The organism is Candidatus Desulfolinea nitratireducens, from assembly GCF_982879505.1.
This window is the reverse complement of record NZ_CEYOSI010000049.1, coordinates 1-989: the sequence shown is the minus strand read 5'-3', so window position 1 is coordinate 989 and position 989 is coordinate 1. Positions and strand designations below refer to the sequence as shown.

The window sequence follows — 989 nt, the reverse complement described above, 5'->3', positions numbered from 1 at the left end:
GGTATTGTTGAGGGCATCCAGGCTCAGGGCGTGAATATCTTCAGGGTTTGGTTTGAAAAGAAGGGGACGAATTTTTTTATACATAGTCGGTTGAAGGTTGCAAGTTTTAGGCTAAATAAACCTGTCATCACGAGTTGCTGATGTTTTTCGGCGGCGCGGCGATCTCCTCGATAGTAAAGGGGATTGCCGCGGTCGCTTCGCTCCCTCGCAATGACAAAATTAGTTGATTATTTTTCACTATTATGCCTGTCCGCAAATTTTTTACATTCTGCCAGATAATCATCTGCGCGCTTGATCAATTTTGGCAAAAGGGTGAAATCTCCTTTTAGAAAGTCTGTGCCAAACTTTAATAGTTGATCGCTCTTTTTCTTTAGCTCAGCTTCGAGTTGGCCCTCGTCCATCTTGGCAGGAAGAAAAGCTTCATCGACCCTTGGAGTCTCTCTCTCCCCTAGTTCCACGAGTAACCAATCGAGCGAGGCCTTCTCAGTTTCAGGATCTTTGATATCTGCGATGATCAGCCAGGGGAAGACACCGATCTCGTAATTCAGATGGACTTCGGTTGTAGGGTTTTTAAAGCGGACAAATACGCCTCCCCTGTGGTAGGTGGTCTCGATCCTTTTAAAATCATATATATTTTCAAGAGACCGAAAGCATTTATCTACAATCTGTTCAAATTCGGATTTTCTCATCACGGTGCTCCTTTAGCGGTTCTCGGTTTGAGACGCGCCAGCCGCAGCAGCGGAGAGCGGGTTTCGGGGTCAAGATCGTTATTGGATAATGACCATATCATTTATCTTTTCATGAAGACCAATTTTACCCCACCTATTAGTGCAAGCAGAAAACCGATCCCGATCAGAGTCCATTTCAGGGAGGTAAAGATGGTCGTCGTCCAGGCGAGAGGAGTTAGCTCAGTCGGGTAACTCAAAAATAAAGTTGCCAAGCCAAAGTTTTCAAGATAGTCGAAGAGCACCCCACCCCAGGGGATGAAG

Annotated in this window: 1 protein-coding gene and 1 pseudogene; both read right to left on the bottom strand. The window is 45.7% G+C overall.

From position 1 onward, the window contains the following. Positions 1–227: 227 nt before the first annotated feature. The gene (locus AC3DOM_RS06270) at positions 228–689 is read right to left on the bottom strand and encodes a hypothetical protein (protein WP_487918174.1); all 462 of its coding nucleotides are present in this window, start codon (positions 687–689) and stop codon (positions 228–230) included. Between the two features lie 101 nt (positions 690–790). Further along, positions 791–989, bottom strand: a pseudogene (locus AC3DOM_RS06265) (hypothetical protein); the annotation flags it as partial.